This is a genomic window from Rhizobium sp. SRI_017 (assembly GCF_057586295.1).
In genome coordinates, this window is sequence record NZ_JBYCZP010000022.1 from 32,582 (window position 1) to 59,336 (window position 26,755).

Consider the following 26,755-nt stretch of genomic DNA (forward strand, 5'->3'; position numbering starts at 1 on the left):
CCTTGATCGAACGCCGCGCAGCGCCTATGATATCAGTGATATCATGGGAGTGTCGTTGTGGGTGATCTGCTGATCAGGAATGTGCCGGAGGATCTGAAGCGGGAGCTGACGGAGGCCGCGCGTCAGGCCGGTAGCAGCCTATCGGACGAAGCCAAGCGGCGCCTCAGACACTCGGCTCCCGAGGAAACCTCCGTACCGCAAACGGGCGCTGAATTCCTTCAATCCATTCAAGCGCTCTTCGCAGATATTCCCGATGAGGAGCGGGAGGAATTTGCGAAGATCATGGACGAGATCGAGGAGGAGAGGAAGAAGGACTTCGGACGCCCCTTCAGCTTCGAAGAATGATCGTCATCGACACCAATGTGATCTCCGAAATCACGAAGCCTCGACCCGACGACAAAGTGCTGAAGTGGTTTGTGGCGAGCAGCCCGCCAGAGCTCTATCTGTGCAACGTCACAGTCATGGAACTCGAATTCGGTGCCGAGCGGTATCTCATTAAATACGGGTCGCTGAAATACCAACAGTTCGTAACCGGTCTTATCGATAGCCGCTTTCGAGATCGAATTCTCGACTTGGATCGTGACGCTTTTGCTAACGCCGGTCGACTGCGCGCACGTCGCGAAATGAGCGGCCGGATGATATCGGTTCAAGACGCCATGATCGCCGCCATCTGCCTCCAGCATGGCGCCACCCTCGCCACGCGCAACACAAAAGACTTCGAGGGGCTTGATTTGAAGCTCGCAAACCCGTTTGAAGGCGCCTGAAACTTCGACGGACGATACCAATGGCACTTCGCATCATCTTCATGGGAACGCCGGACTTTTCCGTGCCAGTGTTGAAAGCGCTGCACGCAGCAGGCCATGAGATCGTCGCGGTCTATTCCCAGCCGCCGCGGCCGGCCGGGAGACGCGGGCTCGAACTCACGCCCTCGCCCGTCCATCGTGCGGCCGAGGCGCTTGGCATCCCGGTCCGGACACCGCCCAACTTCAAGGATCCAACCGATGTCGACGCCTTCCGCGCGCTCGAGGCTGATGTCGCTGTCGTCGTCGCCTACGGCCTGCTGCTGCCGGAATCGATTCTGTCAGGCACGCGGCTCGGCTGCTATAACGGTCATGCCTCGCTCCTGCCGCGCTGGCGCGGTGCCGCGCCGATCCAGCGCGCGATCATGGCCGGCGATGACGAGACCGGCATGATGGTGATGAAGATGGACAAGGGGCTCGATACCGGCCCGGTAGCGCTCACGCAACGCCTCGCCATCGGCGAGACGATGACGGCGGGAGAGCTTCACGACCGCCTGTCCGAGGTCGGCGCGACGCTGATGGTCGAGGCCATGGCGAAGCTGGAGAAGGGCGATCTGCCGCTGACGCCGCAGCCCGTCGAGGGCGTGCTCTACGCCGCCAAGATCGGCAAGGCAGAGAGCCGGATCGACTTTGCCAAGCCAGCGCGCGACGTCCACGACCACATCCGCGGCCTCGCCCCCTTCCCTGGCGCGTGGTTCGAGGCCGAGATCAATGGCAAGGCGGAGCGTATCAAGGTGCTGAAGACCGAGATGTCCGTCGGCACCGGCAGACCGGGCACGGTGCTCGACGATCGCCTGGCCATCGCCTGCGGCACAGACGCGGTTCGTCCGCTGCGCCTGCAGCGCGCCGGCGGCAAGCCACTCGATCTGGCCGACTTCCTGCGCGGCACCCCTCTGCCCGCCGGCACGAGGCTCAGCTGATGCCGCGTTACCGCATGACCGTCGAATATGACGGCACGCCCTATGTCGGCTGGCAGCGCCAGGACAATGGCCACTCCGCGCAAGGCGCGATCGAAAAGGCAATCCATGCCATGACCGGTGAATGGGTATCGCTCCGCGCAGCGGGGCGGACCGACGCCGGTGTTCACGCCTTTGGCCAGGTTTGTCACGCGGATCTCAGCCGAGATTGGAAAGCCGAGACCGTCGCCAATGCCGTCAACGCCCATCTGGTCGCGGCGGATGAACGTGTGGTGATCCTCCATGCGGAGAAGGTGCCGGAGACGTTCGATGCCCGCTTCTCCGCCACCAAGCGGCATTACCTCTATCGTATCATCTCTCGGCCTGCGCCGCTGGCTATCGAGGCGATGCGCGCATGGCATATCAGGAAGCCTCTCGACCATGAGGCGATGCACGAAGCCGCCCAGATGCTGGTGGGCCATCACGACTTCACCACCTTCAGGTCCATCCGCTGCCAGGCGAAGAACCCGAAGCGGACGATGGAACGGATCACGGTGACGCGCAGCGGCGAGCTGGTGGAGATCCGCGCCTCGGCCCAGAGTTTCCTGCACAATCAGATCCGATCCTTTGCCGGCACGCTGAAGATGGTTGGCGACGGCCGGTGGTCGCCCCAGGATGTGAAGGACGCGCTTGAAGCACGCGACCGCAGCCGTTGCGGCCCGGTCGCCCCGCCGCATGGCCTCTATTTCATGGACGTGGAATATGGCGATACCTCGAAGCTCTTGCGCTACGAGGATGACGACGATCTATGATTCCACCAGTCCCAGCATCGTCAGAAGCTGCGACTGCACCATCAGCGGCACGGAAAACACCACCATGACCAGCACGAAGGCCGGCAGTTTCTGGCCTCCGAGTATCGCGATGGAGATCCGATAGGTGACGTAAACGTAGGTGCCGAGCGTCAACAGGTAGAGGAGCGCCGCCGAGGTATCGGCCGGCGCCCAGATCTGGATGAGACTGACCGGCACATAGGCCCATTGCAGCGGCACGGACAGCCAGTTGAAGGCAATGATCAGCGGCACTGCCACCCGGCCGAAGCCGGCAATACGCGCCAGGACCAACACCACCAGCAGCGGGATCAGCCAATTGGCGGCCTCGACCACGGCAAGCTTGAAGAAGAAGGACGGGCCCGTTTCGGTGCCTTGCGGCATCTGGGCCAGGAAATAGAGACGAAACGATGCCCAGCTGAGCAGCGTCGGTGGAAGACAGAACGGGATCGCCCACCACGACCGCCAGAAGCCGCGTTCGCTGAGGTCGAGAAACTGGAATCCCTCGGCCTTGCCGATCAGCAGCAGCCAGAGGCCGCGCATGTAGTATCCGACTTCGTCAAGCCGCGGCATCGGCAAACCAGCGCTCGATGAAGGTCTCGTAGATACCGGTCAGCGCTTCGAGGTCGGCGACCGCGACATTCTCATCCACCATATGCATGGTCTGGCCGACGAGGCCGAATTCGACCACCGGGCAATAGTCCTTGATGTAGCGCGCATCCGAAGTGCCGCCGGTCGTCGAGAGTTTCGGCGTGCGTCCGGTGCGCGCCTCGACCGCTGCGGTCAGGGAGGCGATCAGGCGATCGTCGCGGGTCAGGAAGACCTGGCTCGGCCGTTCGGCCCAGACGATGTCGTAACGCGCCGGCATCCGGTCGGGCCGCAGATCGTTGTCGGCGGCAGATGAATTTAGCCGGCGAATGATCTCGGCCTGGACACTCTCTGACGTCCACCTGTCGCTATGGCGGATATTGAAGGAGAAGGTTACGCGCGACGGGATGACGTTCGTCGCCTTGTTGCCCGTGTCTATGCTGGTGACCTCCAGGTTGGATGGCTGGAAATCGGCCGTGCCTGCGTCGAAGGGCGGGTTCATCAGCGCCTCAGCCATCTTGAGCGCCGCGCGCACCGGATTGTCGGCGAGATGCGGATAGGCCACGTGCCCCTGCACGCCATGCACGGTCACGGTGCCCGAGACAGAGCCGCGCCGGCCGTTCTTGATCATGTCGCCGAGTTGGTCGGGATTGGTCGGCTCGCCGACGAGGCAGGCATCCCACCGCTCACCCCTGGCGTGCGCCCATTGCAGGAGCTTGATCGTGCCGTTGATAGCCGGTCCTTCTTCGTCACCGGTAATCAGGAAAGACACCGAGCCCTTTGGGACGCCATGTTTCTCGATATGACGCGCCATCGCCGCCACGAAACAGGCAATGCCCCCCTTCATGTCCACGGCACCGCGGCCATAGAGGATGCCGTTCTCGATCTCGGCGCCGAAAGGCGCATGCGTCCAAGCCGCCTCGTCGCCGACAGGAACGACATCAGTATGGCCGGCGAACATGAGATGCGGACCACTGCTGCCTAGCCGGCCATAGAGGTTCTCGATATCGGGCGTGTTCTCGTCGGTCGAGACGATGCGCTCGATCACAAACCCGAGCGGCGCAAGCATGGCCTCCAGCGCGGCGAGCGCGCCGCCTTCGGCGGGCGTCACGGAGGGGCATCGGATCAGGGTCTGGAGATTGGCGATAGGATCAGTCGACATGGTGGGCAACGGATAGCCGATCAGCCGCAGTCTGTCACGGGTCTTTCCCGTCTATCTCGGCTGGTTGGGATAGCTGCCGTAGTGGTTGGCCGGGCCGGACGGGAACAGCAGGAAGAAGAAGAGTGCGAAGAAACTGACGACAGGCACGAAGAGCAGGAAAGCCAGCAGACCGGGGTGGCCAAGGTCGTGCACGCGCTTGATCGTCAACATCACCATGGAAACAATGCTCAGGAGCGCAACGACGATCAAGCCGAGGAAGGCAAGGATGAGAAGCCCATCGGCATTCAGGCGATCGCCGGCGAACATCTGGCCGATAGCGGCAAATTGCAGTGTGAACCAGAACAGAATGCCGAGCGCATAGGGGCCACGGGAAAGGCGACCCGAAGGACTGAAGAAGAACCACAGGCGGGATGGCTCCTGATCCATCGTCAAATACCGAACTTGCTCATGATGACGCCGCGGCACGTGCGCTCCAGCTTGGCGGCCGGGACCGAAAAGCTCCTCGCCGCCAAGGGATGCGGCGAGTTGGCAGAAGCCAGGGCAGCAAGCAACGGCAAGGCATTTTTCATGGAGCTTCCCTGGCGGATCGCAGAACTTCTGTCACGCCGGGCACCGCCACGTCAATCCGCGCTCAGAAGCCGTAGCCGAAGAGTGCGCTGATCTTGTAATTTCCATCCACCTTGCTGAAGCAGACATGCTTCTGCACCAGCGTCTGATGAGGCTCGATGTCTCCCATGTATCCCTTGATGCCGGCAGAGGAGATCATCGGGTGCCAGCGTTCCATGAACACGTTTTCCTTTCCCATCGCCATCAGGGTGCGTGGCGGAACGACAGCGACAACGGCCGATTTGCGGCTTTTGCCGACATAGAGCGTGATCGCCTTCCGGTAGAAGACGAGCTCGTCGATTCTCACGCCGGTCTCGCGCGCGAACTTCCCGACCGCCATCTGGTCGAAATCGAAAGCCGCATCGCGGCAGATCATGCCTGGAACATCGGGCAGCGTGCCCCAGGGATGTTTTGGATCTATGCGAGAGGCGATGTCCGTCATTGCGTCGGAACGATATTCCGACACTTCCTCTTGGCGGATCGAGCCCTTCTTCGCCTGCAATGTGAAGACCGAGTTCATGAGGTAGTCGGACGCGATATCCGCCCGCGCCTCGAAAGGCCGGAGCGGCGTCTCGTTCTTCATGAAGGTCTTCACTTTGGGTGCAAACAACCGGTCGATGGCCGCAAAATCGTACTCGGCGCGTCCGGTCCATTCATTCAGCACTTGTTCGCTGAACTCGACGAGTTCAGCATCGGGCTCAACGACATTCTTGTAGCCGACGACGATGCCTTCATCGGCCAAAGCCGGAATCGAAAACGCCGTCATCGCGGCGGCGAGGAATATTCTCTTCAGGATCATGTCCGTCTCCAATATCGGAGACCATGACGCATCGGCGCAAACAAAAATTCCGGCCTTTCAGCCGGAATTTCAATCTCATCGATTGCGCGCCCGATCAGTCGCGCAGCAATTCGTTGATACCGGTCTTGGAGCGGGTCTGCTCGTCGACGCGCTTGACGATGACCGCGCAATAGAGGTTCGGCGCCGGCTGGCCGTTGGCCATGGCCTTGCCAGATGCCATCGAGCCGGCGACGACGACCGAATAGGGAGGAACTTCGCCATACATAACTTCGCCGGTGGCGCGATCGACGATCTTGGTCGACTTGCCGATGAACACGCCCATGCCCAGTACCGAGCCTTCGCGGACGATGCAGCCTTCGACGACTTCCGAGCGGGCGCCGATGAAGCAATTGTCCTCGATGATAGTCGGGCCAGCCTGCAGCGGCTCAAGCACGCCACCGATGCCGACGCCGCCGGAAAGGTGGACATTGGCGCCGATCTGGGCGCAGGAGCCGACGGTCGCCCAGGTGTCGACCATTGTGTTGGCGCCGACATGGGCGCCGAGATTGACGAAGGACGGCATCAGCACGGCGCCGGGGGCGATATAGGCCGAGCGGCGGACGACCGCGCTCGGCACCGCGCGGAAACCGGCAGCCTCGAATTCCGACGCACCCCAGCCATCGAACTTGGACGGGACCTTGTCCCACCAGACCGCATCGCCCGGGCCGTTCTTGACCACTTCCATGGCGTTGAGGCGGAAGGAGAGCAGGACCGCCTTCTTGACCCATTGATGCACGTCCCAGGCACCGTTATGCCCACGCGTCGCGGCGCGCACCTTGCCGGCATCGAGCAGATTGAGCACCTCTTCCACGGCGTCGCGGACTTCACCGCGGGTGGACGTGTTGATGCTGTCGCGGCTTTCGAAGGCAGCGTCGATCATCTTTTCGAGCGAGGCGAGATCGGTGGCGGTCATGTCAATTCCTTAAACTTTGAAGGATTATTCTGGCCATCTTTGGGTATGCCGGCTGGCCGGCTCTATAGCGGATGGGAATATCGATGGCAAAGGGGAAAACCGACAGTTTGCGGCGCAAGGACGGTGCCTGGGCACCCCTCGAAAGCAACCGCGCGGACAAGTCCCGCGCCGCCATGGTTCCCGCTACTCCGCAGTCTCTTTCACCGTCCTACCGGCTAGCCTATGCGGACACCGACTTTCTCTCCCGGGAAGAGCTCCGCCCCATCCGCCTGCAGCTCGAACTTTTGAAGGTCGAGATGGCGTTGACCGAGCGCGACATCCGCTCGACGATCGTGCTCTTCGGCGGCGCCCGCATTCCGGCACCGGGCCAGGAGGCCTGGGCAGCGCGCAACGATATCCAGAAGCGCAATCTCGAAGCAGCCTCGGTGTATTACCAGGAGGCGCGGCTCTTCGCCCGGCTCTGCTCGGAATGGTCGGCCGGTTTCGGTTACAAGGAATATGTGGTCGTGACTGGCGGCGGACCGGGAGTGATGGAAGCCGGCAACCGCGGCGCTGCCGAAATCGGCGCCCCGACCATCGGCCTCAACATCGTGCTGCCGCATGAGCAGGCCCCGAACCCCTATGTGACGCCTGACCTCTCCTTCAACTTCCACTATTTCGCGATCCGCAAGATGCATTTCCTGATGCGGGCCAAGGCGATCGCAATCTTTCCCGGCGGCTTCGGCACGCTGGACGAGCTCTTCGAGGCGGTGACGCTGATGCAGACCGGCCGCATGGCGCGCATTCCGATCCTGCTCTTCGGCGTCGAATTCTGGCGGCGCGTGATCAATCTCGAGGCGCTGGCCGAGTTCGGGACGATCTCGCCCGAAGACGTGACGCTGATGCAGTCGGTCGACACGGCCGACGAAGCCTTCCGCATCATCCAGGATTTCTACCGTGAAGAGCCGGCCTGAGACCCGACATGAGAAAGGCGGCTCGCCATCGCGAACCGCCTCGGTGTCACAACTAGAGCGCTATCGGCTTATCGGCTGAAGTCGGCCGCGGAAATGTAGCCATCGTTGTTCTTGTCGCGCTTCTTGAACATGCGCTCGGCGACGCGCTCCATCTCGCCCTTCGACAGCACGCCGTCGCCATTGGCGTCGATCTTGTCGAAGCGCTTGTTGATGCGCTTGGCCGGGAACTTCACGAACTGCAGGCGGCCCTTGCCTTCAGCCTTGGCGCGCTTGCGCTCGGCCTTGAGCACAGCCTTTGCGCCGGAAACTTCGGACGAGCTCAGCGCACCATCGCCATTTGTGTCGATCTTGGAGAAGGTAACGGCGATGCCGCGGCTCATTTCGCTCTGCGAGATCTTGCCGTCGCCATTGAGGTCGGCGCGCTTGATCATGCGATTGATGCGCTTTTCCTTCTTGATCGGATCCTTCGCGGCAAAGGAAGGCGCCGCTGCGGTGACGGCGAAAATGCCAGCGAGCGCAGCGATCAGTGCGGTCTTGATTTTCATGATTCAGCCTTTCGTCGATAGAACGCGTCTATCTTTAAATGCAGCCCGTGCTGCTTGGTTGCTTCCTCTGGGCGGCTCGCGGGAAAGAGTTACGGTTCGACCGATCCGCCGCCAAAGTTGAAGCCTGTATAGAAACAGCCGGCTGAATGCGGGCTGAATGGGCGGTTCATTCTACATAAGGCCGCGAAAATACTCAAATGATCGCTTTCAGGAAGCCCGAAAGACGATTGGTGACGAAGTCGATATTGCCATCGTCCTCATCGAATTCTTCCCATCGTTCCAAACCCTTATGGCCAGGCTCCGGAATAATGAGAACCGTCTTCATGCCGAGCAGTCGAGGTACGATAAGATTGCGCGGCAGGTCTTCGAACATGGCGGCATTCTTGGTATCGACCCGGTGCAGGCTGGCGAATTTGTCGTAAGTCGCATTGGCTGGCTTCGGCACGAAATCCGCGGCGACGATGTCGAAAATATCCTCGAAATGCTCGAGAACACCGAGCGCGCGGGCTGCCGCTTCCGCGTGCTTCACCGTCCCGTTGGTGAAGATGAACTTGCGGCCCGGCAGCGCCTTGATCGCATCGGCGAGATCGGGATCGGCCAGCACCGGCGAATAATCGATCAGGTGGGCTGCTTCGAGGAAATGATGCGGATCGACGCCATGATGGTGCATCAAGCCGGCCAGCGTCGTGCCATGGTCGTAGTAATATTTCTTCTGCAACGCGCGAGCCTCGCCATATTCGAGCCCCAGCAGGTCCGAGACATAGGCCGTCATGTTCCTGTCGATCTGCGCGAAGAGATCGACGTGATGCGGATAGAGCGTGTTGTCGAGATCGAACACCCAATCGGTCACATGGGCGAAATCGGCCTTGGAGGGAAGTGCGGTCTGTGCGGTCATGCAACTCGCCTAGGCCGAGCGGCCATTCATTGCAAGTGTGAACTGCCGCGGCAAGCGCTTATCTGTAGAGCTGAAGGATGCCATCGCTCTTGGTATTGGCGATGTTCAGCGACTGGATGCCGAGCTGCTGCTGGGTCTGCAGCGCCTTCAGTCGCGTCGAGGCCTCATTCATGTCGGCGTCCACCAGCCGTCCCACGCCCTTTTCGATTGTCTGGCGGATCCTCTTGGCGAAGTCGTGCTGGGTCTCGATTCTCGTCCCGATGGCGCCGAGCTGGGTGGCAGCATTGGTGGTCTTCCTCAGCATTTCCTCGATGCCATCGAGATAATGGTCGAGCGATACCGCTGTGTCGGTGACATCGACGTCCTCAAGGTCGAAATCGAGCAAGAAGCCGATATTGTCGCGGACATTGCCAAGCGTCATCTGCGGCGCCTTGCCGCCGGCATCCGGATAGACGGCGTGATCGGCCGTCAATTCGATGTCGTTGCCACTGGCGATCGCCACCATGCCATGACTCTGGCCGGCAGCCGTCAGGACAGCGGCCAGCTCGCCAGCAGAACTGACGACGCCATCGCTCGTGCCGAGTGCAGCGTCGACGGTCGATCTGTCGATGGTAACAGTCGAAGTGCCACCGCTGCCGATCTTCACATCGAAGCTGAATTCCGAGCTGTTGTGCACGGTGAAGGTGGTGTCGAAGCCGAATGTGTAGCTCGGATACATATTGTCGTGGTCGATCACATGCACATTGCTTTCGAGACCCAGTCCGGAGCCGAAGCTCGACGTGACATTGCTGATCGCGATGCTCGATCCCGGATGACCGGATTGCTCCGTGGACGCGATTTCAAAGCGGCTGGGATCGTTGCCAGCGCGGTAGGAATTGGTCGTCGCCGGTATGCCATTGGTCTGGAAGTAATGTTCGAGCACGGCTCGCATGGCGCCCGCCGAGCCGATTGTCCCCGTCGCCGTGCCGAGTGCCGCGTCGATGACGTTCTTGTCGAGGGTGACGGTGGTGGTGTTACCCGACGAATAGGCGCTCTGATCGACTGTTAGGTCAAAGGAAAGCGTATCCGTCGCGCCGAATGTCTTCGGTCCGGTGAAGCCGTGATCCTGATGACCGACATGGCTTTCCGTCGTGAAATTGACATTGCGGAAGCCGCCGATCGTACCGAGGCTTCTGATGTCCTTCTGCAGCGATCCACCGCCGCCCTCGTTGATCATGCTGATCCTGGCAAGATCGAGGTCGATCGTTTTGACGGAGACCTGATTCTGGCTCGAGCGAACGAAGGACGCGACGATCTCCGTATTGAAGGTCGAGACATCGGCAAGATCCTGCGCCAAGCCCGTCTTCAGCCAGTTGACGCCGTTGAAATTCGACGACTGGGCAACCTGATCGACCTGCCGCTTGAGCTGTTCGATCTCCGTCTGGATCTTCCCCCTGTCGACGCCAGGTTCGCGCGCGGCGACGATCTTGGCCTTGATCTCGTCGAGAATGCCGATGCCCGATGTCAGCCCGCTATAGGCGACGTCGACCTTTGCGGCGCCGAAACCAAGCGCATCCGTGACCGCCGAGATAGCCATGTTGTCGGAGCGCATGGTTGTGGAAATCGACCAGTAGGCGGAGTTGTCCGACGAGTCCCGCACCCGGAGGCCGGAAGAGGTCTGTGCTTCAGCGTCCTGCAGGCCAGACGATGTCGCGCGTAGTACCCTCAAAGCGGCCGTGGCGGCAGCGTTTGTCTGAATACTGGTCATGCTCATTACCAAATTGCTTTTGTGAAAGAATCGCTTTTTGCGGGCATAAGTTCATTGACTTCATTCAAAGGTATGTAGGGTTAATGAAGATTGAAATCAGAGCGTGTTTCATTATTGTTTTTCACCAATTCCGGCATTTGAGCTCAACCGTTCGATATCGCACCGACCCTGCCGGGCTCCCTTTGCTCCGCGGCGGCTTGTCGGCCGCATCGACAAATGCTCATATCCGCCGGCGCAACCGAATAAGGCCACGCTGCCGACCGTTGCCTTGGAAGTCTGAATGTTTCGTTGAAAGGGCGGCCGATGGCCTTTGTCGATAGAGGGGCGAGCGATCTCGTGCGGGCCGAATTTCGCGGCAATGCCAGCGAATATTTCGGCATCTGGATCGTCAACATCCTGTTGACCATCATCACGCTGGGCATCTATTCGGCTTGGGCCAAGGTGCGGCGGATGCGCTATTTCCGTGGCAATACCTATCTCGACGGCCATTCCTTCGACTACCATGCCAAGGGCCTGCAGATTTTTCTCGGCCGCTTCATCCTGTTCATCGTGCTGTCGATCATCAATGTGGTCACCTCGGTATATCCGCTGCTGGCCATTGCGACGCCGTTCATCTTCCTTGCGATCCTGCCTTGGTTCGTGGTGCGGAGTCTCAAATTCAATGCGCGGGTAACCAGCTACCGCAATATCCGCCTTGATTTCACCGGCACGCCTTGGGGCGCCTTCAAGGCGGTGATCCTCGGCAGTCTCGTCTCGGCGTTCTCGCTCGGCATCCTGGCGCCTTTCGCCAGCCGTTGGGTGAATCGCTATGTCTTCAATCACCTGCGCTACGGTGATCGCGGTTTCGAGACCGACCCCAGCTTGGGCGCGCTCTATCGCGGATGGATCGTTCCCGCCTTGATGGTCGTGTTGGGCCTGCTGATTACGGCAGCACTCCTCTGGATCGTGGTATGGCCCATGGTCATTCAGTCGTCGGGCGCGCTGAACAATTACAGCGAGGAGCAGCAGATCGTCCTGACGGTTCTGGCGCTTTATGCCGTGGCCATCCCCATCCTCATCGTCTTCGTCGTGGCGGGATTCATCTATGGCGTCATGGTGCGCAATGTCGTGTTGAATTCTACGATCTTCGACGAAGCTCACCCGCTCTACAGCGACCTGTCGCGCGGCCGCTTCTTCTGGATCTACATATCGAACTTCGTGATCACCCTTGTCACGCTCGGCCTGATGCGCCCCTGGGCTGCCTGCCGAGAGGCGCGCTATATGGCCGAGCACACCGGCATCATCCCCAAGGGCGCTATCGGCGAGATCATGGCGTCGATCCAGGCATCAGGCTCTGCGATCAGCGCCGAATATATGGACATGGAGGGCATGGACTTTGGCTTCTGACGGCGTGGAAGTCGCCCGCGGCACCTGGCATCCGCCGCGCTCGAATGCGGCCATGGGCGCGAGCCTGCTGGCCGATGGTCTGCGGCTCTCGATCCGGCTCGACGACGGCTCGATCGTCTGCCGCGACGAGCTCAAGTCGATCCGGATCTCCGACCGGGTCGGCAGCGTCCCGCGGCGGCTCAATCTGCACAACGATTCGATGTTCGAAACATCGAACAATGATGCGATCGATGGACTGCTCAAGGCACACAAGGCCGATCGCACCGGCTGGATCGCCGAACTCGAGCAGTTCCGGCCGCGGCTGATCGGCTTCGTCGTCCTCGTCTTCCTGCTGGGTGCCCTGATCTACCGCTATGCGTTGCCGGCGCTGGTCGAGGTGGCCATCCTGGTGACGCCGCCCGTCGTGCCACAATGGCTCTCATCGGGCACGCTCGCCTCGCTCGACCAGACCATGCTGTCGCCCAGCAAGCTCAGCGCCGCCGAGCAGAAGACGATCCGGGACAGCTTCAACAAGATCGCGAGTTTCTCGACGCGCGGCGTCGCCAACTACAATCTCAATTTCCGCGATGGCGGCCTCATCGGAGCCAATGCCTTCGCGCTTCCCGACGGCACGCTCGTGCTGACCGACCAGCTCGTCCGCATGGCCGGCAGCGATAGCGAAATGATTCTCGGCGTGCTGGCGCATGAAATCGGCCATGTCGAGAAAGACCATGCGCTCCGGCAGATGTATCGGGCGGCGGGCCTTGCCGGCCTCATCATGCTGATCGCCGGCGATGTCGGCGCGGGCGGCGAAGAAGTGCTGACGGACGGCGCGGCGCTTCTTGCGCTATCCTATTCCCGCAGCGCCGAGAGCGAGGCGGACCACGTTTCCGTCCAGCTGATGGCCAAGGCCGGCCATGACCCTGCTGCGATCGGCCGCTTCTTCAAGCTGCTGGAGGAGAAGCTTGGCGACAAGGGCGGCACCAACATGCTCTCGACCCATCCCGGCACGCCGGAACGGCGCCGGCAGATCGATGATTGGGCGAAGGAAATGGGGAAGTAGGGGTCGCGATAGCGGTGATTACCCCTCACCAACTTCGGCCGAGGGTTCACTCCGTTCACCCGGCCTTCGTATCCTCTCCCACAAGGGGAGAGGTAAACTCGCGGCACCGCCTTGCCTCAAGTGAGGCCGGCGACTGAGGCGCCTACCTCTCCCCTTGTGGGAGAGGATAGCAAGCCCGCATCAGACATAGTCGAATGCCTGGGCGCGCTTGGTGAGGGTTAAACCAACTCACCTCTATTCCGTCGGCCCGTCGTTCAAACCAACCTTGTCGACCAGTTCCGACGCCAGCTTGCGATTCTTGGCGATCTCGACCAGCGGCAGCGTATCGGGCTTGATCGGGCCGAAACCCTTGACGATGGCAGACGGCTCTGCGCCCGGCAGAACGGGATATTCGAAAACCTGCTCGGCATAGATCTTCTGCGCGTCGCCTGCAGAGAGGAATTTCATCAGCTTCAGCGCATTGTCCTTGTTGGGCGCATTCTTCGCCAAGGCCATGCCGGAAATGTTCACATGAGTGCCACGATCGCCGGCATTCGGGAACAGGATGTTGACAGCACTCGCCCAATCCTTCTGCTCCGGCTCCTTCTCATTGGTCATCATGACCCCGAGATAGTAGGTGTTGGCGAGGCCGAGATCGCATTCGCCAGCGAAGATCGCCTTGGCCTGACTGCGGTCGGAGCCATTGGGCTTGGAAACGAGATTGGCCTTGAGGCCCGTGAGCCACTTTTCGGTATAGTCGGCGCCGTGATGGGCGATCATCGAGGCGAAAAGGCCGATATTGTAGGAATGCTGCGCGTCGCGCATGCAGATCTTGCCCTTCCACTTGGGATCGGCGAGTTCCTCATAGGTGATCGCAGTGTCCTTCACGCGTTCCTTGGAGGCATAGATCACGCGGCCGCGCGTGGTCAGGCCGAACCAGGCGCCGTCAGGGTCGCGGAAATTGGCCGGGATGTCCTTGTTGATGGTCTCGTCACTGACCGGCTGCGTCACGCCGCCGTCCTTGGCTTCCGTCAGGCGGGCGATGTCCACAGTAAGGATCACGTCGGCGGGGGAGTTCTCTCCCTCGGCCTGGATGCGCTCGACGAGACCCTTGTCCAGGAAAAGCACGTTGGTCTTGATGCCGGTTTCCTTGGTGAAGGCGTCGAGCAGCGGCTTGATCAGTTCGGGCTGACGATAGGAATAGACGTTCACTTCGCCATCGGCGAGAGCGGGAAAAGCTGCGCCGAGCAGCGTCAGCGTCGAGGCGAGTGAAAGAATCGATGTGGCTTTTGCCATGGTGCCCTCCAAACTTGGCTAATTTAGTAAACTTTTGGTCTAGTACGTCGGTTGCACCATAAGTCAATGGCTGAATCGCATTCCTAACATGATTGTGATTTTCCACTTTTTGGAATTGTTCCAAACTACATTACCGTCTATATAGACGGTTACGAACCGCCCAGGAGAACCGCATGCGGCTGACAAAGCAGACGAATTATGCAGTGCGCATCATGATGTACTGTGCCGCGAACGGCGACAAGCTGAGCCGCATTCCCGAGATTGCCAGGGCCTACAACGTTTCCGAGCTGTTCCTGTTCAAGATCCTGCAGCCGCTGCACAAGGCCGGCCTGGTCGAGACCCTGCGCGGTCGCAACGGCGGCGTGCGGCTCGGTAGAGCTGCCGACAAGATCACGCTTTTCGATGTCGTCCGCGTCACGGAAGAGAGTTTCTCGATGGCGGAATGCTTCGATGAAGGTGCCGTCGATTGCCCACTGATCGACAGCTGCGGGCTGAATTCGGCGCTGCGCCGCGCGCTCAACGCCTTCTTCGACGTGCTGTCGGAATATACGATCGACGACCTCGTCAAGGCGCGCCCCCAGATCCATATGCTGCTCGGCCTCGAAATCCCGGCAACCGCCGCCGCCTGACCCGATTTCCGCCGGCGCATCGAAATGCGCTGGCATTTTCATGGCCGTTGTTCTAATCGATTGAAAGACACATCGAGAGGGAGGCTTCGGACATGATCCTGTGCTGCGGGGAAGCGCTGATCGACATGCTGCCGCGTCAATCGACGCTCGGCGAAAATGCCTATGCCCCCTATGCGGGCGGCGCGATCTTCAATACGGCCATCGCACTCGGCCGGCTCGGCATCCCCACCGGCTTCTTCACCGGCCTTTCCGACGACATGCTCGGCGACGTGTTGCGCGAGACTCTCAAGGCGTCCGGCGTCGATGACAGCCCCTGTGCCATCTCGTCGCGCCCAACCACGGTAGCCTTCGTCAAGCTGGTCAACGGGTCAGCGACCTATGCTTTCTATGACGAGAACACCGCCGGCCGGATGATCACCGTCGATGATCTGCCCACGCTCGGCAATGATATCGAGGCGCTGCATTTCGGCGCGATCAGCCTGATCCCCGATCCCTGCGGCGGCACATACGAGGCCCTGCTTGCGCGCGAGCACGAGAAGAGCGTCATATCGCTCGATCCGAATATCCGCCCAGGGTTCATCAAGAACAAGCAAGCCCATTACGACCGCATCATGCGCATGGCGGCGCAGTCTGATATCATCAAGTTTTCTGATGAAGACCTCGAATGGTTCGGCATGTCAGGCGACCACGACACGCTGGCCGGCAAGTGGCTCGACATTGGCCCAAAGCTGGTGGTCATCACCAAGGGCGCCGAGGGCGCAGTCGGCTACACCAGATCGCACAAGGTCGAGGTCCCCAGCGAGAAGGTCACGGTGGTCGACACGATCGGCGCCGGCGACACGTTCGACGCCGGCGTGCTGGCTTCACTCCGTCGCGACAATCTCCTCACCAAGGCCCAGGTTGCGAGCCTTGACGAGAAAGCGATCCACAATGCGTTGGCGCTGGCAGCCAAGGTCGCCGCGGTCACTGTCTCGCGCGCCGGCGCCAATCCGCCCTGGGCGAAGGAAGTGGGGCTCTAAGAGCCCAGCGCGATCAAGGCACGCGGCCCCAGCCCAGTATCTTGTCGATCTGCCCAAGCGTGTAGGTATAACGCCGCACAAGCGACGGGAACGGGCCGCGATTGCCTTCGATCGTCTTGACGAGACCGTCCTCGTAGGCCTCGACAATGCCGATATGGCCCATCCAACCCGTCTTGGTGCCGCGCCAGAAGACGATGATGTCACCGGGTTCCGGCGGATTGGCGACACTTGCCAAGTAGGTCCAACCCTTGTCCTTGAACCGCTTCAATGTCTCGCGCGCGCCGGCCGTCGCCTGATAGGGCATATTGCCCGGATTGCCTTCCTTGAAGCAGTAGGAGACGAAGGATGCACACCAGCTTGCGCCTTCGGGCGCGCCAGTCACGGCGTGATAGCGCATCACATCCGCACCCTTGTTGTCGCCGCCCTTCTCGCCCTTGCCGACTTCCCGGCGGGCAATCTTCAGCGCGTTCCAGCCGATGTCTGATACGGTCGCCGGCTTGCCGGTGTCGGCCGGCGCAGGCGCGGGCGGAAAGTCGGGCAGATGCTTTCGGCCGAGTGCGACATCAAGCGCCCATTGCGTCAAGGGCCCGACCTCGCCGTCGACCTTCAGTGGCTGGAAGTTCGGACCGATATTGGCGGACTGGAATGCCATCACGGCAAGCTTCACGGCCGAGGTAAAGACATTGCCATTGTTGCCTTCGGCTTCGAATCCGGCACCCTTGAGGTCGTTGATGAGCTGGAATACCTGCACGCCAGCGAGACCAAGTTTGAGAAGTCCAAGCATATTTCTCCTCCTGGCGACAAAGGTCGCCTTGCCGCACGAAACGCACGTGCAGCCTGTTTGAGTTTCAATGAGTTGGCTTGGAACCGGCCCCGTATTTTAGACTGGCATATTTACCATAAATTGCAATAAAAACAAATGCAACCAAATTCTAGGCAAGCGAGAATCGGGTTGCAATCGCTCGGAGGTCGAAACGGAGTTAAGGAAATTAGCCGGCTTAAAACTCGACTTCGAGCTCGATGATCTCGTCGGCTTCGGCCTTGGCGCCCTCGGTCCATTCGCGCATCAGGTCCCAGTCAAGTATGCGGTCGCGATAGGCCGCGAGGTCGGGCGGAAGATCGACGGCGTAAGTCAGGAAACGGGAGCAGACCGGCGCATACATGGCGTCAGCGACACTGGGATGTTCCCCGAAGAGCCAGGGACCACCATAGGTCTCTAGACATTCCGACCAGATCGCCTTGATGCGTTCAATATCAGGCCGCGCGCCGGTGAAGACCTTGAAGGTCTCGTGCCGTGCCTTGATGTTCATCGAGAGTGCCGAGCGGAGATTGTAGAAGCCGGAATGCATCTCGCCGCTCACCGCACGGCAATGTGCCCGGACCACCTTGTTCTTGGGCAGCAGGTTCTTCTTCGGGAAGGTCTCGTTGAGATATTCGGCGATCGCCAGCGTGTCCCAGACCACGACATCGCCATGGGTCAGCCGCGGCACCAGAACAGAGGGCGAGAGGAGCAACAGCTCGCGCCGCGCATTGGGGTCGTCGAGGTCGATCATGACCTCCCGGAAGTTCAATCCCGCCATCTTGCAAAGCAGCCAGCCGCGCAGCGACCAGGACGAATAATTCTTTGATGAGATGGTGAGAGACGTCTCCGGCATTTCGATCTACTCCGCGCACTCTGCCGCCCCAAAAAGAAGTGCTGGCCAGCCCGGAAAAAATGCACTAGTTTTTCGCATTGCACAATGGAAAAGGTACGGGGGTGGGCATGCTGTACCGGGGTTACCAGCTGCAGGATGATCTCTGGGCGCCATGGCGCCTATGGGCGCGCAGCATGCTGGAAACGTTGAACTCCCGCTTTGGCGGCATGCGGAAATTCGTCGCCGGAGAATATCTCGCGGCGCTCGAAATGATCTCGCGCAACGAGTTGACGCACGCGCGCCCCGATTTCGCAATTGCGAAGGTGGCGACCGGCAACACCATGGCCGACGTGACCGAAGACGTCGCGCTCGACCTGCCTTTCGGCAAGCTTCTGCATTTCAAGAAGGATATCGAGGCACCTCAGCCAAAAGTGCTCGTGATTGCTCCGCTCTCCGGGCATTTCTCGACGCTTCTGCGCGGCACGGTGGAAACTTTGCTGCGCGACCATGACGTCTACATCACCGATTGGGCCAATGCGCGCGACGTACCGCTTTCGGCCGGGGCTTTCGGCGTCGACGACTATGTGGCCTATGTCATCCGCTTCCTGGAAGCGATCGGTCCGGGTGCGCATATCCTCGCGGTCTGCCAACCCTGCGTCCAGGGGCTGGCAACTGTCGCTGTCATGTCGCAGGAGAGCCATCCCTGCACGCCGCGGTCCATGACGCTGATGGCCGGCCCGATCGACCCGCGCGAGAGCCCGACCGAGGTCAATGAATTCGCTGTCTCCAAGTCACTGAAATGGTTCGAAAACTCAGTCATTTCGACGGTGCCGGCGCGTTATGGCGGAGGCGGGCGGCGTGTCTATCCCGGTTTCCTGCAATTGATTGCCTTCATGGCGATGAACATGGATCGCCACCGCAACGCCCACAAGAAGCTCTTCGACCATCTCGCCAAGGGCGAGATCAAGGAAGCCACCAAGATCAAGGACTTCTACGACGAATATTTCGCCGTCCTCGACCTGACCGAGGAATTCTATGTCGAGACCATCGACCGCGTGTTCCACAGGGCGGAGCTTGCGACAGGCGATTTCAACTACCGCGGCAAGAAGGTCGATCCCGCAGCCATCCGCCGCACCGCCCTGCTGACCGTGGAAGGCGGCCGCGACGACATCTGTTCGATGGGACAGACTGCCGCGGCACATGAGCTCTGCTCGTCGCTCCGGCCGCATCTCAAGCGTCATCACTTGCAGGCCAATGTCGGCCATTACGGCGTGTTCAACGGCAGGCGTTGGGAGAACGAGATCTATCCGGTTGTGCGCAACCACATCCTCAGCATGGAATAGGACCGAAGCGGGAGGCGACATGGCGGGCGAAGAAGATCTCGGAAAGCTGCTCGCGACCATGCAGCCGGAGTTACAGCCGGGCGCCTTCGTCTTTGCGACAATAGAGGGCCATGACATTCCAGCGGGGCTCGAACCGATCGGCACCTTCCAGGAAGCCGAAGGCACGACCCTGATATTACCGGCCCATGATGCCGGGCACCCAGCTATTGTCGCCAGCAAACCGTTGCAGCAGATTACTCTGACCGTGCATTCCTCGCTCGAAGCGGTCGGGCTCACTGCCGCCTTCGCGACGGAGCTCACGCGTCATGGCATCAGCGCTAACGTCGTGGCTGGATATTATCACGACCATATTTTCGTGGGCGCGAATGACGCCGATCGGGCGATGGCGGCTTTGAGAGGATTGTCGGAACGGTATCGATAAATCGCTCTCAACCTTTCTGCCGATCCTTCAACTCCAAGAACAGCCCGGCGTGATCCAGGTCCGCCCCATCGAGTTCATGCACGAAGCGATGGAACCGCTGCTGCTGCAGCTCCGCCTGTGGCAACTTTAGCCTTAGCGCTGCCGCTTCTTCCAACAGGTTGTTCAAATCCTTGAGCTGCAACGACGACCGGCCGCCGGGCGTGAAGTCGTTATCCGCCATGCGCTTGCCGTGCTGCTGGAGGATCACCGAATCGGCAAATCCCCCCTTCAGCGCCTCGCGCAATCGGTTCATGTCGGCGCCGGCAGACTGCATCAGCAGCATGGCCTCGGCGACAATGCCGATCGTGGTGGCGACAATGCCCTGATTGGCGAGCTTGGCGAGCTGGCCGGTGCCGGGCGGGCCGACAAGGGTGGGGCGACCCATGGCCGAGAGCGCCGGCCTGGCTGTCTCGAAAGCCGCTTCCTCGCCGCCGGCCATGATGGCCAGCGTGCCGTCGGTGGCGCCCTTGGTGCCGCCGGAGACCGGGGCGTCGAGTGCGCTGATAGCCTTGGCCTTGAGAAGATCGAAATGGTCGCGCGCCTCGCGTGGCTTGATCGAACTCATGTCGATGAAGACAGCGCCCGGTCTCATCGCTTCCGCCACGCCGCCGTCGAGAAGCGCGCGTACCGCGCTCCCGTCCGACACCATGGTGATCACGATATCCGAATCCCGCACGGCATCCACCGCAGAACCGGCAATATCCGCGCCATCAGCGCGTAGCGGCTCCGCCTTGTCGGCGTTGCGATTCCAGGCCGCCACGGGGAAGCCGGCCTTGAGAAGATTGCGCACCATGGGCGCGCCCATGAGACCGGTTCCGAGAAAGGCGATTCTGAGCGGCATGAGCATGATCCGGTTGGCGTGGCAGCCGGCGCCTTATAGCAATCCACACCCGAAGCTACAATTCGCCACCGTAATACTGACGATCGTCAATAAATGAACAATTTATTTCGGCACGACATGATCCGGGGCTTGGCTTCTGCGTAGAAACTCCTCAGGTCTAAATTATGGAATCGGAATACAGTTGGAATGGATACTCGTCTCAGGCGTCCCCCGAAGCAACAGCGCAGTCGCGGAAGGGTTGAGGAAATTCTCGCCGCAGCCAAGAAGCTGATCGGGGAAAAGGGTATCGATGCGGTCAAGATGCGCGAGATCGCCGCGCTGGCAGGCGGGCCGATTTCCTCCGTCTATCAATATTTCCCCAACAAGTCGGCCATCCTCGCCATGCTTTTCGCGCAATGGTCGGAAGAACTCGACGGGCTTGTCGAAGCCCGGTTTTCTGAGGTCACCGACGTCGCCGAGCTGATGGAGGCCGCTTCCGAGCTGCTTGATTACTTCTACTCCCGCGTGACGGAGGACTCGACGATCCTCGACCTGCTCAACGCCGTGCAGGCCGACAAGGCCCTGACGCATCTCGATCTCGCGGCCACACGTCGTCAGGCGGAGTGCTTCTGTCGAAACGGCGAGCGTTTCATACCCGAGATAAGACATGAGGAATTCCGCCGCGCGGCTTTCCTGATGTTCCATCTCGCCTTTGGCGCGGTCCGCCTGGCGGTCTGGGAACAGCCGGACAATGCCAGCGTGCTCGGCGACTTCAAGGCGATCATCCGGGGGCAGTTGTCTCTGTTCACCGCCCCCGTTTGAAACGCGCGCCATCGTCAGGCGATAGATTTATCCGGCTCGGTTGCGTGATTAGCGACCCATGCCGCGGCTGCGGGCGTGGTCCAGCATGGCCATGCGGTCAGCGCCGAATTCGGCGCCCGAAGCGCGCAGGACGTCGGCGCGCGAAAGGCCGATATCGCGGAGCAGATAGTCTTCCATCGCTGCAAGATCCTGCAAGGCGCGACGGTTGTTGCGATAGGCGGCGACGAGGCGGACGACCGAAGCAATGAGGCCGGTCGAGGCGAGGGGGTGGGCGGCGCCCTGGCTTTCAGTGATCATGGTCATCGTTGTGTTCTCCTGTAGTTGGACGGCGTTATACAGTTGGAGAACAGGCGCTGGCTGTTTCAAAGGTTACACGATGGAAACAGCTTTGAACCACGGCGGAAACTCTTGAAACAACAAAGAAAAAGCCCGGCCGGTTGCCTGGGATGGCAACAGACCGGGCAAGAATGCAGGGTAGCTTGGCGGACACCCTGCGGGGAAACGGTTCAGTCGGGAGGTCAGAACGTTTCAAACTCTACAACGCATGCTGACAAGAAACTGTCAGCGGTGGCGCACGCCCTTGAGCGGATTCTGCCGCGCAACGATGAGGTGCTGGGTCGGATCCAGGCTCGGCATCTTGAGCGCACTCTCGACGTCGCGGCGGGTCAGGCCGATATCGGCGAGTTGCGCATCGTCGAAGTCGCGCATGCTCACGACGAGCCGGCGATTTCGCCAGGATGTCAGCATCGAACCGGCGTGCTCAAAAAGCGCGACCACGCTGAATTTTGACAAATAGCTACCTCTGCCCGCAATCGCGCTTGCGGGCGCTTCTTCACAGATGGACATGGGTCTCTCCTTGACCGGCCCGCTTACTTGGCGGTTGGTCGGGCCGTCGTTTCGATGCTGAAAAGATGCAAGAAATCTATTGATCAGTCCAACGAATGTTTTTAATGATAACCATCAATCATCCTTATGAATGAGCTTCGTCATGGTCTCACCTCTCGATATTGATCAATTGCAGACATTCGTTGCCATCTCCGACGCCGGCAGTTTCACCAAGGCCGCCGACAGGGTGTTCAAGACCCAGTCCGCTGTTTCCATGCAGATGCGGCGACTGGAGGAGCGCATCCGAAAGCCGCTCTTCGTCAAGGACGGACGGGGCAACCGACTGACGCCCGAGGGTGAGAAGCTGCTCAACTACGCCCGCCGGATCATCCGCCTCAACAACGAGGCTGTCGCCGCTTTCGACGACAACCGGCTCGAGGGCACCTTGCGCATCGGCACGCCTGACGATTATGCCGACCGCTACATGCCCGAGATCATCCAGCGCTTCGCCCGCTCGCATCCCAATGTCGAACTCTACATCGTTTGCGAGCCCTCCGTGGACCTTGCCGAGAAGATGGCCAAGGGCGAACTCGATATTGCGCTGGTGACCCACAATCCGCTCGAGCGTGAATCCGAGGTGGTGCGGACCGAGCCGCTCTGCTGGGTGATGTCGGCCAACCATCCGCTGCCTGAGAATGCGCCGGTGCCGCTCGCAGTGGGCCGCCGCGATTGTCAGTGGCGTCGGCTCGCCTGCGCCTCACTCGATGCGATCGGCCGCGAATACCAAATCCTGTTCACCAGCTGGTCGTCGACCGTCGTGGCCTCGGCCGTGCTCGCCGGCATGGCAGTTTCCGTCCTGCCGGAATCGGCGTTGCGCACAGGCATGAAGGTACTCGGCCAGCCCGATGGCTTTCCGCCGCTCGCGCCGGTGCAGATCGGCATCATGAAGCGGACGGGCCTGTCGACTTCGCTCACCAATGCCATCACCGCTCATATCAGCGCCTGCCTCGACAATATCACGCCGCCTGGTGTGGACGATGAGATGGCGCGCGACATCGGCGTCTTCCCGCGTACCGGCCGCGTGCGCGCCGCGGCTCTGACGCCGGGCTGGTAAAGGCTAGCGGCCACCCAGCAGCCAGCCTGCCAGGGCCGCTGCCGCAAGCAGCCAAGTCACGACGATCACAATGAGGCCCGCACGACTCTTGGGCAGGCGGCCGGCTGCGTCGGCTTGGCTACGCAGTTCCGCCAGCGTAATGGCGGGAATCAGCCTTACCGCCAGCAGGATGCCCGCGGGGACGATAATGAGGTCATCGAGATAGCCGAGCACTGGTACGAAACCCGGAATGAGATCGATCGGCGACAGCGCATAGGCGACCGTCGCAGCTGCAATTGCCTTTGCGTACCAGGGCACACCGGGATGCCGCGCCGCAAGCCATAGGGTCGCGATGTCGCGCTTGATGATCCGAGCCCAGGCCTTCATTCGTTCCAGGAAAGTCATGAGGTCAGCTTAGTCTGAGCACGGGGCCAATGCGAGCAGCGGAATCAAAGCAGCACTGGCCGCTTTCCAACAATCGACGGCTGGACAGTCGACCTAATATGTCTGAGTTTCTCCCCCGAGATTCTCCATCCAATCGCGAGTGCATACCATGACCGGCCGTTCCTTCACCACCATCGAAAACCAGTGGATCACGCTGAAAGACGGCACCCGCCTCGCCGCCCGCATCTGGATGCCCGACGATGCCGAGAGCGACCCCGTCCCGGCGGTGTTCGAGTTCCTGCCCTATCGCAAGCGTGACGGAACGAGCCCGCGCGATGAATCGACCTATCCGGTCTTCGCGGCCGCAGGCATTGCCGGCGTGCGCGTCGACATCCGCGGCTCGGGCGAGTCCGACGGCGTGATCGACGGCGAATATACGCCGCTCGAATTGGCCAACGCGGTGGAACTGATCGAATGGATCGCAGCACAGCCCTGGTCGAACGGCTCGGTCGGCATGATGGGCATTTCCTGGGGTGGCTTCAACTGCCTGCAGGTGGCGGCGCTCCGACCCAAGCCGCTCAAGGCGGTGATCTCGATCGCCTCGACCGTCGACCGCTACAACGACGACATCCACTACAAGAACGGCACGCATCTCTCCGCCCAACTCTCCTGGGCAGCTACGATGCTGGCCTATCAGTCGCGTTCCCCCGATCCTGAGCTCACCGGAAACCGCTGGCGCGAGATGTGGCAGGAGCGGCTGGAGAAGGAGCCCTTCTTCATGGAAGAATGGCTGCAGCACCAGCGCCGTGACGACTTCTGGAAGCATGGTTCGATCTCGGAGAATTTCGACGATGTCGAAATCCCATCGTTGGTCATCGCCGGCTGGGCCGACGGCTATCGCAACACCCCGATCAAGGCAATCGAGGGCATGGGCGCGAAGTCCAAAGCGATCATCGGGCCGTGGGTTCACAAGTACCCGCATTTCGCCTGGCCGAAGCCGCGCGCCGATTTCCACGGCGAGGCGATCCGCTGGTGGAACCGCTGGCTGCGCGACGAGCAGAACGGTGCGGAGGACCTGCCGCAGGTGCGGGCCTATATCATGGACGCGGTGAAGCCTGCTTTGCGCCGTGACTTCGATCCTGGCTTCTGGATCGCCAAGGAGCGCTGGAGCGCCCCGGAGAAGGATGTTCTCGCCATCGGGACGGACGGCACCCTCGGCAAGGCCAAGGGCGGCACAGGCGATGTCCTGCTGCGCTCGCCACTTGATACCGGCACGTCCTCGGGCGAATATTTCACCCTTAAGCCCGATGTCGAAATGGCCATCGACCAGCGCGGCGACGATGCCGGCTCGCTGGTGTTCGAGACGGATCTGCTCACCGAAGCGCAAGATTATCTCGGCATGGCCAAGCTCAAGCTCGTTCTGAAATCCGACGCGCCGCTCGCCAATCTCTGCGCCCGCATCGTCGACGTCCATCCCGACGGCTCGTCGCTGCGCGTTGCCTTCGGCGTGCTCAATCTCGCGCATCGCAAGTCCAACGAACATCCCGAGGCACTCACGCCCGGCGAGGCGACCGAGATCGAGATGGATCTCGACGCCATGGGCTACCGCTTCGCGCCGGGCCACCGCATCCGGCTGTCGCTCTCGACCAGCTACTGGCCGATCATGCTGCCGCCGCCCTATGACGCCACGCTGACGATCGATACGGGTTCGATCGAACTCTCGCTGCCGAAGCTCGGCGCAGCCGAGCGGATCGAGATGAAGGAGCCGGAGGATCCCAATCCCCTGCCCAACTACCTCGAGCAGTTGCCCGCCGCCTCACGCCGCAGCGTCACCCGCGAACTGTCGACTGGCAAGACGGTCTACCGCATCCATGAGGACACAGGCCGCTACGAACATCCCGATACCGGGCTCGGCACGCGCCAGGTCCGCGAGGAGGAATGGTCGATATCAGAAGGCAATCCGCTGTCGATGGTCGGCGAGGCGAGCTGGGTCTGCGACATGGCTCGCGACGGCTGGTTCGTCCGAACGGTGTCTAGCGCGAAGATGACCTGCACGGCCGAGAACTGGGTGATCAGCGCCGAGGTGAAGGCGTTTGATGGGGACGAGCAGTTCTTCGAGAAGATGTTCGAGAAGGTTATTCCGCGGGATATGATGTAACGAGGAGTCCGACGTTTTCACCCCTCACCAACTTCGGCCAAGGTCTCGCTGCGCTCGCCCGGCCTTCGTATCCTCTCCCACAAGGGGAGAGGTAAATTCACGGCACCGTCTCGCTTCACCGGGAGAGGCGCTTGTAGCACCCTACCTCTCCCCTTGTGGGAGAGGATAGCAAGTCCGCGAGAGGCAAAGCCGATCGCTGGACGCGCTTGGTGAGGGGTGAAAGGCAGCTCGCGAGCTGTGCGGGAAACCCTACCGCCCCGGCGGCGCCAGCAGCAGAACCTCATTTGCCGGCCGGATCCTTAGCCGGGTAATTCTATTCTTCGCCCGCTTCATCACGATGAATCTCTTCCCGTGGAAAGTGAACGACTGGCGCTCCTCCGGGATGGAGCGGCTCTCATAAATCACCAGTCCCGCGATCGTCGTCGCATCCTCGTCCGGCAGCGACCAACCCATGGCCCGATTCAAGTCGCGGATCGAGACCGAACCGTCGACGACAATCGACCCATCCGCCTCCTTGCGCACGCCCGACAGGTCCGGCTGGCGGTCGTCGTCGATGTCGCCGACCACCTCTTCCAGGATATCCTGCATGGTGATCAGGCCCTGGACATCGCCGTATTCGTCGACCACGACGGCGAAATGCGTGTTGCGGCGCAGGAAGGCAGCAAGCTGGTCCTTCATGCTGGTGGTATCAGGCACGAACCAGGGCCGGTCGGCGATTTTCATGACCTCGAGCGTCTCCGGCCGGGCCTCGCCATTGGTCAGCGCACGGAGGATGTCCTTGGCGTGGATGACGCCGACGATATTGTCGGTCGAGTTCTTCCAGACCGGCATGCGGGTGAACTGGCTGTCGAGAATCGCACGCACCACGGCCTCGGGCGGATCATCAGCGTTGATCCCCTTCATGACCGTGCGGTGGATCATGACGTCGGAAATCTCGCGCTCGTCGAGTTCTTTCCAGCTGTCTCGCGCTCGGGCGCCGCCATTGCCGTGTTCACGCGGCGTGCTGCCGTTCTGCTCGGGTTCGCGCCCGCCGTCACGTTCGCCTTCGCCCGCGATGCGGGTCAGCCAGTGGCCGAACGAGGCAAGCCAGCGCAT

The 26,755-nt window shown here is 61.0% G+C and carries 31 protein-coding genes; 14 read left to right on the forward strand and 17 right to left on the reverse strand.

Features of this window, described 5'->3' with window-relative positions; translation table 11 throughout:
• The first annotated feature begins 57 nt into the window (after positions 1 to 57).
• Genes AC2YI2_RS30760 through truA form a run of 4 tightly spaced genes read left to right on the forward strand, consistent with a single transcriptional unit; the run spans position 58 to position 2,508 of the window.
• Complete coding sequence (locus AC2YI2_RS30760) at positions 58 to 345, forward strand: FitA-like ribbon-helix-helix domain-containing protein (protein WP_487390348.1); 288 nt, start codon at positions 58 to 60, stop codon at positions 343 to 345.
• The gene (locus AC2YI2_RS30765; RefSeq protein WP_487390349.1) at positions 342 to 764 is read left to right on the forward strand and encodes a PIN domain-containing protein; all 423 of its coding nucleotides are present in this window, start codon (positions 342 to 344) and stop codon (positions 762 to 764) included. Before AC2YI2_RS30760 ends, AC2YI2_RS30765 begins: the two co-directional genes overlap by 4 nt.
• A 20-nt stretch (positions 765 to 784) precedes the next feature.
• Positions 785 to 1,720, forward strand: coding sequence for a methionyl-tRNA formyltransferase (gene fmt, locus AC2YI2_RS30770; RefSeq protein ID WP_487390350.1), 936 nt, complete (start codon positions 785 to 787; stop codon positions 1,718 to 1,720).
• A complete protein-coding gene (truA, locus tag AC2YI2_RS30775) occupies positions 1,720 to 2,508 on the forward strand; it encodes a tRNA pseudouridine(38-40) synthase TruA (RefSeq protein WP_487390351.1) in 789 nt (262 codons plus the stop codon). The genes fmt and truA overlap by 1 nt, the downstream gene beginning before the upstream one ends.
• On the opposite strand, the gene AC2YI2_RS30780 is transcribed toward truA, so the two are convergent.
• The 6 genes from AC2YI2_RS30780 to dapD all read right to left on the reverse strand — a co-directional run bounded on the left by AC2YI2_RS30780 (position 2,503) and on the right by dapD (position 6,630).
• Complete coding sequence (locus AC2YI2_RS30780; protein ID WP_487390352.1) at positions 2,503 to 3,096, reverse strand: hypothetical protein; 594 nt, start codon at positions 3,094 to 3,096, stop codon at positions 2,503 to 2,505. The genes truA and AC2YI2_RS30780 overlap by 6 nt on opposite strands.
• Complete coding sequence (gene dapE, locus AC2YI2_RS30785) at positions 3,083 to 4,273, reverse strand: succinyl-diaminopimelate desuccinylase (protein WP_487390353.1); 1,191 nt, start codon at positions 4,271 to 4,273, stop codon at positions 3,083 to 3,085. Before dapE ends, AC2YI2_RS30780 begins: the two co-directional genes overlap by 14 nt.
• Positions 4,274 to 4,324: 51 nt before the next feature.
• On the reverse strand, positions 4,325 to 4,699 hold the full coding sequence (locus AC2YI2_RS30790; protein ID WP_487390354.1) for a DUF805 domain-containing protein: 375 nt from the start codon (positions 4,697 to 4,699) through the stop codon (positions 4,325 to 4,327).
• 2 nt (positions 4,700 to 4,701) lie between these two features.
• Entirely contained in the window at positions 4,702 to 4,842 is a 141-nt protein-coding gene (locus tag AC2YI2_RS30795; RefSeq protein ID WP_487390355.1) for a hypothetical protein, read from the reverse strand.
• A gap of 62 nt (positions 4,843 to 4,904) precedes the next feature.
• Positions 4,905 to 5,678, reverse strand: a complete 774-nt coding sequence (locus AC2YI2_RS30800; RefSeq protein WP_487390356.1) for a hypothetical protein — start codon at positions 5,676 to 5,678, stop codon at positions 4,905 to 4,907.
• Positions 5,679 to 5,772: 94 nt separating this feature from the next.
• Entirely contained in the window at positions 5,773 to 6,630 is an 858-nt protein-coding gene (dapD, locus tag AC2YI2_RS30805) for a 2,3,4,5-tetrahydropyridine-2,6-dicarboxylate N-succinyltransferase (RefSeq protein ID WP_487390357.1), read from the reverse strand.
• 83 nt (positions 6,631 to 6,713) lie between these two features.
• On the opposite strand from dapD, the gene AC2YI2_RS30810 reads away from it, so the two are divergent.
• On the forward strand, positions 6,714 to 7,583 hold the full coding sequence (locus AC2YI2_RS30810; protein ID WP_487390358.1) for an LOG family protein: 870 nt from the start codon (positions 6,714 to 6,716) through the stop codon (positions 7,581 to 7,583).
• 68 nt (positions 7,584 to 7,651) lie between these two features.
• Here the strand turns inward: AC2YI2_RS30810 and AC2YI2_RS30815 are convergent, their stop codons facing one another.
• The 3 genes from AC2YI2_RS30815 to AC2YI2_RS30825 form a co-directional block, all read right to left on the reverse strand.
• Positions 7,652 to 8,128 carry an EF-hand domain-containing protein gene (locus AC2YI2_RS30815; protein ID WP_487390359.1) on the reverse strand — a complete coding sequence of 159 codons (477 nt, stop codon included), beginning with the start codon at positions 8,126 to 8,128 and terminating at the stop codon, positions 7,652 to 7,654.
• A gap of 193 nt (positions 8,129 to 8,321) precedes the next feature.
• Positions 8,322 to 9,023 (reverse strand): pyrimidine 5'-nucleotidase, encoded by a 702-nt coding sequence (locus AC2YI2_RS30820; RefSeq protein ID WP_487390360.1) that lies wholly within the window; start codon positions 9,021 to 9,023, stop codon positions 8,322 to 8,324.
• A 58-nt stretch (positions 9,024 to 9,081) separates the two neighbouring features.
• On the reverse strand, positions 9,082 to 10,770 hold the full coding sequence (locus tag AC2YI2_RS30825) for a flagellin N-terminal helical domain-containing protein (protein WP_487390361.1): 1,689 nt from the start codon (positions 10,768 to 10,770) through the stop codon (positions 9,082 to 9,084).
• Between the two features lie 303 nt (positions 10,771 to 11,073).
• On the opposite strand from AC2YI2_RS30825, the gene AC2YI2_RS30830 reads away from it, so the two are divergent.
• Together AC2YI2_RS30830 and AC2YI2_RS30835 are read left to right on the forward strand one after the other, a co-directional pair.
• Entirely contained in the window at positions 11,074 to 12,156 is a 1,083-nt protein-coding gene (locus tag AC2YI2_RS30830; RefSeq protein ID WP_487390362.1) for a YjgN family protein, read from the forward strand.
• Positions 12,146 to 13,198: a M48 family metallopeptidase gene (locus tag AC2YI2_RS30835; protein WP_487390363.1), complete on the forward strand. Its 1,053-nt coding sequence runs from the start codon at positions 12,146 to 12,148 to the stop codon at positions 13,196 to 13,198. The genes AC2YI2_RS30830 and AC2YI2_RS30835 overlap by 11 nt, the downstream gene beginning before the upstream one ends.
• Before the next feature lie 234 nt (positions 13,199 to 13,432).
• On the opposite strand, the gene AC2YI2_RS30840 is transcribed toward AC2YI2_RS30835, so the two are convergent.
• The gene (locus AC2YI2_RS30840) at positions 13,433 to 14,473 is read right to left on the reverse strand and encodes a Fe(3+) ABC transporter substrate-binding protein (protein WP_487390364.1); all 1,041 of its coding nucleotides are present in this window, start codon (positions 14,471 to 14,473) and stop codon (positions 13,433 to 13,435) included.
• Positions 14,474 to 14,646: 173 nt separating this feature from the next.
• On the opposite strand from AC2YI2_RS30840, the gene rirA reads away from it, so the two are divergent.
• Positions 14,647 to 15,102 carry an iron-responsive transcriptional regulator RirA gene (gene rirA / locus AC2YI2_RS30845; RefSeq protein WP_487390365.1) on the forward strand — a complete coding sequence of 152 codons (456 nt, stop codon included), beginning with the start codon at positions 14,647 to 14,649 and terminating at the stop codon, positions 15,100 to 15,102.
• 92 nt (positions 15,103 to 15,194) lie between these two features.
• Positions 15,195 to 16,121, forward strand: coding sequence for a carbohydrate kinase family protein (locus AC2YI2_RS30850; RefSeq protein ID WP_487390366.1), 927 nt, complete (start codon positions 15,195 to 15,197; stop codon positions 16,119 to 16,121).
• Between the two features lie 13 nt (positions 16,122 to 16,134).
• On the opposite strand, the gene AC2YI2_RS30855 is transcribed toward AC2YI2_RS30850, so the two are convergent.
• Together AC2YI2_RS30855 and AC2YI2_RS30860 are read right to left on the reverse strand one after the other, a co-directional pair.
• Positions 16,135 to 16,905 (reverse strand): CHAP domain-containing protein, encoded by a 771-nt coding sequence (locus AC2YI2_RS30855; protein ID WP_487390367.1) that lies wholly within the window; start codon positions 16,903 to 16,905, stop codon positions 16,135 to 16,137.
• Between the two features lie 214 nt (positions 16,906 to 17,119).
• Entirely contained in the window at positions 17,120 to 17,776 is a 657-nt protein-coding gene (locus tag AC2YI2_RS30860; RefSeq protein ID WP_487390368.1) for a glutathione S-transferase, read from the reverse strand.
• Positions 17,777 to 17,883: 107 nt separating this feature from the next.
• Between AC2YI2_RS30860 and AC2YI2_RS30865 the strand changes: the two genes are divergently transcribed.
• Both AC2YI2_RS30865 and AC2YI2_RS30870 read left to right on the forward strand, forming a co-directional pair.
• Positions 17,884 to 19,098: a polyhydroxyalkanoate depolymerase gene (locus AC2YI2_RS30865; RefSeq protein ID WP_487390369.1), complete on the forward strand. Its 1,215-nt coding sequence runs from the start codon at positions 17,884 to 17,886 to the stop codon at positions 19,096 to 19,098.
• A gap of 19 nt (positions 19,099 to 19,117) precedes the next feature.
• Positions 19,118 to 19,519 carry an ACT domain-containing protein gene (locus tag AC2YI2_RS30870; RefSeq protein ID WP_487390370.1) on the forward strand — a complete coding sequence of 134 codons (402 nt, stop codon included), beginning with the start codon at positions 19,118 to 19,120 and terminating at the stop codon, positions 19,517 to 19,519.
• A gap of 7 nt (positions 19,520 to 19,526) precedes the next feature.
• Here the strand turns inward: AC2YI2_RS30870 and AC2YI2_RS30875 are convergent, their stop codons facing one another.
• Complete coding sequence (locus AC2YI2_RS30875) at positions 19,527 to 20,399, reverse strand: NAD(P)-dependent oxidoreductase (protein ID WP_487390371.1); 873 nt, start codon at positions 20,397 to 20,399, stop codon at positions 19,527 to 19,529.
• A 186-nt stretch (positions 20,400 to 20,585) separates the two neighbouring features.
• Here AC2YI2_RS30875 and AC2YI2_RS30880 point away from each other — a divergent pair, with 186 nt between their 5' ends.
• The gene (locus AC2YI2_RS30880; RefSeq protein ID WP_487390372.1) at positions 20,586 to 21,200 is read left to right on the forward strand and encodes a TetR/AcrR family transcriptional regulator; all 615 of its coding nucleotides are present in this window, start codon (positions 20,586 to 20,588) and stop codon (positions 21,198 to 21,200) included.
• A 48-nt stretch (positions 21,201 to 21,248) separates the two neighbouring features.
• Here AC2YI2_RS30880 and AC2YI2_RS30885 read toward each other — a convergent pair whose 3' ends face one another.
• Both AC2YI2_RS30885 and AC2YI2_RS30890 read right to left on the reverse strand, forming a co-directional pair.
• Positions 21,249 to 21,503 carry a DUF1127 domain-containing protein gene (locus AC2YI2_RS30885; RefSeq protein WP_487390373.1) on the reverse strand — a complete coding sequence of 85 codons (255 nt, stop codon included), beginning with the start codon at positions 21,501 to 21,503 and terminating at the stop codon, positions 21,249 to 21,251.
• A gap of 258 nt (positions 21,504 to 21,761) precedes the next feature.
• A complete protein-coding gene (locus tag AC2YI2_RS30890) occupies positions 21,762 to 22,046 on the reverse strand; it encodes a DUF1127 domain-containing protein (protein WP_487390374.1) in 285 nt (94 codons plus the stop codon).
• Positions 22,047 to 22,188: 142 nt separating this feature from the next.
• Between AC2YI2_RS30890 and AC2YI2_RS30895 the strand changes: the two genes are divergently transcribed.
• On the forward strand, positions 22,189 to 23,139 hold the full coding sequence (locus AC2YI2_RS30895; protein WP_487390375.1) for a LysR substrate-binding domain-containing protein: 951 nt from the start codon (positions 22,189 to 22,191) through the stop codon (positions 23,137 to 23,139).
• A 3-nt stretch (positions 23,140 to 23,142) separates the two neighbouring features.
• Here AC2YI2_RS30895 and AC2YI2_RS30900 read toward each other — a convergent pair whose 3' ends face one another.
• Positions 23,143 to 23,523, reverse strand: a complete 381-nt coding sequence (locus AC2YI2_RS30900; protein ID WP_487390376.1) for a YkvA family protein — start codon at positions 23,521 to 23,523, stop codon at positions 23,143 to 23,145.
• A 148-nt stretch (positions 23,524 to 23,671) separates the two neighbouring features.
• On the opposite strand from AC2YI2_RS30900, the gene AC2YI2_RS30905 reads away from it, so the two are divergent.
• Positions 23,672 to 25,660 carry a CocE/NonD family hydrolase gene (locus tag AC2YI2_RS30905; protein WP_487390377.1) on the forward strand — a complete coding sequence of 663 codons (1,989 nt, stop codon included), beginning with the start codon at positions 23,672 to 23,674 and terminating at the stop codon, positions 25,658 to 25,660.
• Between the two features lie 249 nt (positions 25,661 to 25,909).
• On the opposite strand, the gene AC2YI2_RS30910 is transcribed toward AC2YI2_RS30905, so the two are convergent.
• Positions 25,910 to 26,755: a transporter associated domain-containing protein gene (locus AC2YI2_RS30910; protein WP_487390378.1), complete on the reverse strand. Its 846-nt coding sequence runs from the start codon at positions 26,753 to 26,755 to the stop codon at positions 25,910 to 25,912.